Origin of the sequence: Streptomyces sp. NPDC059524, from assembly GCF_042749255.1 — a bacterium.
GTDB lineage: Bacteria > Actinomycetota > Actinomycetes > Streptomycetales > Streptomycetaceae > Streptomyces > Streptomyces xanthii.
The window spans coordinates 22,516-29,664 of sequence record NZ_JBHYTK010000086.1 but is presented as its reverse complement, the minus strand read 5'-3'; the positions used below and the strand labels follow the sequence as shown (position 1 = coordinate 29,664).

2 protein-coding genes are annotated in these 7,149 nt (G+C 71.0%); one reads left to right on the top strand and one right to left on the bottom strand.

Annotated elements, in window-relative coordinates:
• Positions 1-131: 131 nt before the first annotated feature.
• Entirely contained in the window at positions 132-1,553 is a 1,422-nt protein-coding gene (locus ACFW9D_RS23225) for an alpha-amylase family protein (protein WP_384624359.1), read from the bottom strand.
• Between the two features lie 270 nt (positions 1,554-1,823).
• Here ACFW9D_RS23225 and pulA point away from each other — a divergent pair, with 270 nt between their 5' ends.
• Positions 1,824-7,139 carry a pullulanase-type alpha-1,6-glucosidase gene (gene pulA, locus ACFW9D_RS23220; protein WP_384624358.1) on the top strand — a complete coding sequence of 1,772 codons (5,316 nt, stop codon included), beginning with the start codon at positions 1,824-1,826 and terminating at the stop codon, positions 7,137-7,139.
• Positions 7,140-7,149 lie beyond the last annotated feature (10 nt).

The window sequence follows — 7,149 nt, the reverse complement described above, 5'->3', positions numbered from 1 at the left end:
GTGGGGGCCCGCACCCGGGCCCCGCCGGGGGGCGCCTCCGCCCGCCCCCACCCCCTGTGTGGGGGCCCCCCGAGTAGCCCGGGCACACGGGGGCCGGTTCCAGTCCCCCCCCCCCCCCTTCTCCCGTTCCGCTAGCCGTGGAAGGCGACCGCGCCCTTCGCGGGCACCGTCAGCTCGGCCTTGCCGCCCGAGACGGTGACCGAGGTCGCGCCGCCGTCGATCACGTTCGCGTACGTGCCGTCGGGCAGCCCCGTCGAGTACGTGAAGGTGTGGGCGTCCGACGTGTTGTTGAGCGCGACGAAGCCCTTGTCGCCGCGGCCGAAGCCGATGACGTTCGAGGCCGGGGACTGCCAGTTCGCGACCTGCGCGTCACCGACCGCGTTGTGCCAGCCGACCATTCCGGCCACCGCCGCGTCCCGGTCGACGCAGGCCCAGCCGCTGCCGCAGTCCGTCCCGGTCACGAAGCCGTTGCCGTCGTTCGGCGGCGCCTGGTCGCTCTGGTCGAAGGTCCAGGCGGCGTACACCGACGGGCGGCCGTACCCGCGCGCCAGCTGGAACACGTTGGCCAGCGTCGCGGTCGCGCCGTCCTTGTAGCTGAGGGTGTAGCCGTTGCGCTCGGTGTCGTGGTTGGTGACGAAGGTGTTGGAGTGCGCCTCGTCGGCCAGGCCCCAACTGCTGCCGAACGAAGCCAGGTTGGCGATGTCGCCGCCCTGGAACTGGGACTTCATCGCGGCGGCGTACGTGAAGTCGAGGACGTCGCCGTTGTTGTAGTAGTCCCCGAGGGCGGGCGGGTTGCCCGGGTAGACCTCCTGGGTGATGTAGGGGGCGTCGCCCGAAGTCGTGGTGTGCAGCGCGCCCACGATCGCGTTCAGGTCGCCCGTCTCGATGTGCTTGGCGGCGTCGACGCGGAAGCCGTCGACGCCCAGGTCGATCTGCGTGTTGAGGAACCCGGCGATCTTGTCGCGGACACCCTGCTCGCCCGTGTCGAGATCGGGCATGCCGAGCAGTTCGCAGTGCTGGACCTCGTACTGGTCCGACCAGTTGGCGATGGTCTTCCGGCAGTCGTCGCTGTCGGCCGGGTCGTAGTCCGGGGTGTCGTAACGGTCGCCGATCGTGGTGCCGGCGTACCCGGTGCCGGTCTGCGCGGCCGTGTGGTTGATGACGGCGTCCGTGTAGACCTCGATGCCCGCGGCATGGCAGGTGTCGATCATGTCCTTGAAGTCGCCCGCGCTGCCGAAGCGGCTGTCGAGCTTGTACGAGTACGGCTGGTAGACGTCCCACCAGTAGAAGTTCTGCTGCTTGAGGGACTCCTCGGGCGGCGCGACCTGGACGGCGCCGTAGCCGGCCGGGTCGAGGACGTCGGTGCACTCCTTGCCGACGGACTTCCAGTTCCACTGCCACAGGTTGGCGATGACGTCACCGTTCGCCACGCCCGTGTCGGCGGCGGCGGGCTGCGCGGGCAGCGTGACGACGCCGCCGAGCGTGAGGGCGCCCAGGGCGAGCGCGGTCGCGGTGGCCCGGCGGCGCCGGGCACGTGTGGGGGTTCGATGCATGTGCGGCTCCTGAATGGGGGGATTCCGGCGCTTTCGTCACCGCCGGAGGGAGGGCAACGCTCCGTGAGCCTGCGGGAGTTGAGAAGGCCACGTCAAGAACCCTGCTGAAAGTTCTTGCTGTTGCTTGCAGAACTCTTGCAGTCGTCTTCCAGCAAGCGGTACCGTCACGCGGCGGACCGGGGCTCCTCCCCGCTGCCCCGGTCCCCAAGGCCCCGGCCCCCGTCGGCCCGCGCCTCCCCAAGAGCCCTGATTCCGCGAGGAGTTCACGCCTTGAGCCGCACCCGTCCCATCCCGCGCAGACGGGCCGCCGCGTACACCGCGGCCGCCGCCCTCCTCGTCACGCTCGCCCAGCCGCTCGCGGCCCGCGCCGCGGCCCCGCCCGCGCCGCCCTCCGACGCGCAGCTCGCCGCCGCGCCCGCCCGCCACGACCTCACCCGCGAGCAGTACTACTTCGTCCTGCCGGACCGTTTCGCCAACGGCGACACGGCCAACGACAAGGGCGGGCTGACCGGTTCCCGGCTCGCGACCGGCTACGACCCCACCGACAAGGGCTTCTACCAGGGCGGCGACCTCAAGGGCCTCACCGAGCGGCTCGACTACATCAAGGACCTCGGCACCACCGCGATCTGGATGGCGCCGATCTTCAAGAACAAGCCGGTGCAGGGCGAGGGCGACAACGCCTCGGCCGGCTACCACGGCTACTGGATCACCGACTTCACCCAGGTCGACCCGCACTTCGGCACCAACGCGGACCTGAAGCGCCTCATAGCGAAGGCGCACGCCAAGGGCATGAAGGTCTTCTTCGACGTCATCACCAACCACACCGCCGACACCGTCGACTACGCCGAGAAGAAGTACGGCTACCGCCCCAAGGGCGCCTACCCCTACCTCGACACCGACGGCCGCCCCTTCGACGACAGCAAGGGCGTCACCGCGAAGGTCGACAAGGACTCCTTCCCGTACACGCCGGAGAACACCGGCGAGATGGTCCCGTCCTGGCTCAACGACCCGGCGATGTACCACAACCGCGGCGACTCGACCTGGGAGGGCGAGTCCACGACCTACGGCGACTTCTCCGGGCTCGACGACCTGTGGACCGAGCGGCCCGAGGTCGTCCGGGGCATGGAGAAGATCTACGAGACCTGGGTGCGGGACTTCGGCGTCGACGGCTTCCGCATCGACACCGCCAAGCACGTGAACCTGGACTTCTGGACCCAGTGGGCCACCGCCCTCGACAGGTACGCGGCGGCCCGAGGCCGCGAGGACTTCTTCATGTTCGGCGAGGTCTACTCCGCCGACACCGAAGTCACCGCGCCCTACGTCACGCGCGGCCGGCTCGACGCCACCCTCGACTTCCCCTTCCAGGACGCCGCCCGCGCCTACGCCTCCCAGGGCGCGAGCGCGGACCGGCTCGCCAAGGTCTTCGCCGACGACTACAAGTACGCGACGGACAAGGCCAACGCGTACGAGCAGGTCACCTTCCTCGGCAACCACGACATGGGCCGCATCGGCACCTTCCTCAAGGCCGACAACCCCAAGGCCTCCGACAAGGAACTCCTCCAGCGCGACCGGCTCGCCCACGAGCTGATGTTCCTCTCGCGCGGCAACCCCGTCGTCTACTACGGCGACGAGCAGGGCTTCACCGGCGCCGGCGGCGACAAGGACGCCCGCCAGACCCTCTTCCCGTCGAAGGTCGCCGACTACCTGGACGACGACGAGCTCGGCACCGACCGCACCCACGCCGACGCCGCCTACGACGAGCGGCACCCCCTCTACCGGGACATCGCCGCACTGGCGAAGCTCCGCAAGCAGAACCCGGCGCTCACGGACGGCACGCAGAAGGAGCTCTACGCCAAGGACTCCGTGTACGCCTTCTCGCGCACCGGCGACGACCGCGAGTACGTCGTCGCCGTGAACAACGCGCAGGAGGCCAGGACGGTCCGACTGCCCGTCGAGTCCGCCGCGTTCGGCACCCTCTACGGCGGATCGGGCCGCGTGAAGGCCGACGGCGGGCGCGTCGAGGTGACCGTCCCCGCGCTGTCCAGCCTCGTCCTGCGCGCCGACGCGAAGCTCCCGAAGGCCGGCGCCGCGCCACAGGTCTCCCTCACCGCCCCGGCCGACGGCGCCACCGGCACCGTCACCCTCGGCGCGGACCCCGGCGTCACCGCGTCCCCGCGCGTGGTCTTCGCCGCCCAGGTCGGCGACGGGAAGTGGCGCACGCTCGGCTCGGTGGACCACGCCCCGTACAAGATCACGCAGTATCTGCCGGACACGGTGAAGGCGGGCACCGCCCTGCGCTACAAGGCCGTCGTCGTGGACCGGGACGGGCGCACCGCGAGCGCGCTCGCCTCCTCGACCGCGGGACAGGCCCCGGCCCCCGAGAAGCCGACCGCCGTCGACCGCGACCACGTCGTCGTCCACTACAAGCGCACCGACAAGGACTACACCGGCTGGACGCTCAAGTCCGGTGGCAGCACGGGCGAGTTCGTGGGCCGCGACGCCTACGGCGCCTTCGCCTGGGTCAAGGTCCCCGACGGCGCCGGGTCCCTGAAGTACACCGTCGAGAAGGACGGCACCGCCGACGGCCCCGAGCGCACGATCGACCTCGGCAGGACCGGGGAGGTCTGGATCGAGCAGGGGGCCGACAGCCAGAAGACCACGCGGCCCGACGGGGTGTACCCGCCGCAGGACGCGGCCAAGGCCGTCGTCCACGTGCGCCGCGCCGACGGCGACTACGACGGCTGGGGCCTGCACACCTGGACCGGCGCCGCGAACCCCACGGACTGGGCGAAGCCGCTCCAGCCCACCGGCAAGGACGCGTTCGGTCTCGTCTTCGAGGTGCCGCTCGCCGAAGGCGCCACCAGCCTCGGCTACATCCTCCACAAGGGCGACGAGAAGGACATCCCCACCGACCGCTCCCTCGACTTCGGCACGTACGGCAAGGAGGTGTGGCTCAACGCGGGGGAGAGCGGCTATCTGCTGCCGTCCCTCAGCGGCGGCGGCGACCTGGACCTGGACAAGGCCGAGGCGCAGTGGATCGACGCCGACACCGTCGTGTGGAAGGTGAAGGCCGGCTCCGGCACCAGCGAGCAGCTCGTCTACGCGCCCGAGGGCGGTATCACCGTCGAGGACGGCGCACTGAGCAGCGAGGGCCACTGGCTGCGGCTGAACCCGGGCGCGCTCACCGACGCGCAGAAGGCGAAGTACCCGCACCTCGAGGACTATCCCGCGTTCACGATCGACCCCCGCGACCGCGATCGGGCACGCGACGCCCTGCGCGGGCAGCTCATCGCCACCCAGCGCGCGGCGAACGGCGCCCTGCTCACCGCGACCGGCGTCCAGCTCCCCGGCGCGCTCGACTCCCTGTACGGGACGGCCGCCACGAAGACCGGGCTCGGACCCGTGTTCAAGGGGGACAAGGTCACCCTGTCCGTATGGGCGCCGACCGCCCAGGACGTGTCCCTCGACCTCGACGGACGGACCGTGCGCATGCGCCGCGACAGTGCGAGCGGCGTCTGGTCCGCCACCGGACCGGCCGCGGCCTGGCGCGGCAAGCCCTACCGGTACGCCGTCCGCGTGTGGGCGCCGAGCGTCGGCAAGCTCGTCACGAACAAGGTCACCGACCCCTACTCGCTCGCCCTCACCGCGAACTCACGGCGCAGCCTCGTCGTCGACCTCGCTGACCGGGCCCTCGCCCCGAAGGGCTGGGCGGACCTGAAGAAGCCGAAGGCCGTCGCGATGAAGGACGCGCAGATCCAGGAGCTGCACGTCCGCGACTTCTCCGTCGCCGACACCACCACCCCCAAGGACGACCGCGGCACCTACCGCGCCTTCACCGACCGCGACAGCGCCGGCTCGAAGCACCTGCGCGCCCTCGCGGCCGCCGGCACCTCGTACGTGCACCTGCTGCCCGCCTTCGACATCGCGACGATCCCCGAGAAGCGGTCCGAGCAGGCCACACCCGACTGCGACCTGGGCTCCTACGCGCCGGACAGCGACCGGCAGCAGGCCTGCGTCACCAAGAGCGCCGCGAAGGACGCCTTCAACTGGGGCTACGACCCGCTGCACTACACCGTCCCCGAGGGCTCCTACGCCTCCGACCCGGACGGCACCCGGCGCACCGTCGAGTTCCGGCAGATGGTCCAGGCCCTCAACCAGGACGGGCTGCGCGTCGTCATGGACGTCGTCTACAACCACACGGCGGCCGCGGGCCAGGACGACAGCTCGGTCCTCGACAAGATCGTCCCCGGCTACTACCAGCGGCTGAACGCGGACGGCACGGTCGCGAACTCGACCTGCTGTGCGAACACCGCGCCCGAGAACACCATGATGGGCAAGCTCGTCGCCGACTCCGTCGTCACCTGGGCCAAGCAGTACAAGGTCGACGGCTTCCGCTTCGACCTCATGGGCCACCACCCCAAGGCCAACATCCTCGCCGTCCGCAAGGCGCTCGACGAGCTGACGGTCGCGAAGGACGGCGTCGACGGCAAGAAGATCATCCTCTACGGGGAGGGCTGGAACTTCGGCGAGGTCGCCGACGACGCCCGCTTCGTCCAGGCCACGCAGAAGAACATGGCCGGCACCGGCATCGCCACCTTCTCCGACCGGGCCCGCGACGCCGTGCGCGGCGGCGGCCCCTTCGACGAGGACCCCGGCGTGCAGGGCTTCGCCAGCGGCCTCTACACCGACCCCAACACCTCGAAGGCCAACGGCACCCCCGCCGAGCAGAAGGCCCGGCTGCTCCACTACCAGGACCTGATCAAGGTGGGCCTGTCCGGGAACCTGGCCGACTACTCCTTCACCGACACCGCCGGGAAGAAGGTGAAGGGCTCCCAGGTCGACTACAACGGCGCACCGGCCGGCTACGCCGAGGCTCCGGGCGACGCGCTCGCGTACGCCGACGCGCACGACAACGAGTCGCTCTACGACGCGCTCACCTACAAACTGCCGAAGGAGACGCCGACCGCCGACCGGGCCAGGATGCAGGTCCTCGCGATGGCCACGGCCACGCTCTCTCAGGGCCCCGCGCTGTCCCAGGCCGGTACCGACCTGCTCCGCTCGAAGTCCCTCGACCGGAACTCCTTCGACAGCGGCGACTGGTTCAACGCGATCCACTGGGACTGCCGCGCGGGCAACGGCTTCGGGCGCGGCCTCCCGCCTGCCGCCGACAACGAGGCGAAGTGGCCGTACGCGAAGCCGCTCCTGGCCTCCGCCGCGGCCCCGGGCTGCCGTGACATCGACGGCGCCTCCGCCGCGTACCGGGACCTGCTCAAGATCCGCACGGCGGAGCCCGCCTTCCACCTGGGCACCGCCGCCGAGGTCCAGAAGGAGCTGTCCTTCCCGCTCTCGGGCACGGACGAGACCCCGGGCGTGGTCACCATGCGCCTCGGTGACCTCGTCGTCGTCCTCAACGCGACGCCCGAGCGGCAGCGGCAGACGGTGGGGGAGCTGGCGGGTACCGCGTACGGCCTGCACCCGGTGCAGCGGAAGGGAGCGGACGAGGTGGTACGGACGTCCTCGTACGAGAAGGGCTCGGGCACCTTCACCGTCCCGGCCCGCACGGTCGCGGTCTTCACCCGCGGCTGACGGCACGGCT

Coding starts and splice junctions, on each gene's coding strand:
- ACFW9D_RS23225 (WP_384624359.1), bottom strand. CDS start 1,553: ATGCATCGAACCCCCACACGTGCCCGGCGCCGCCGGGCCACCGCGACC.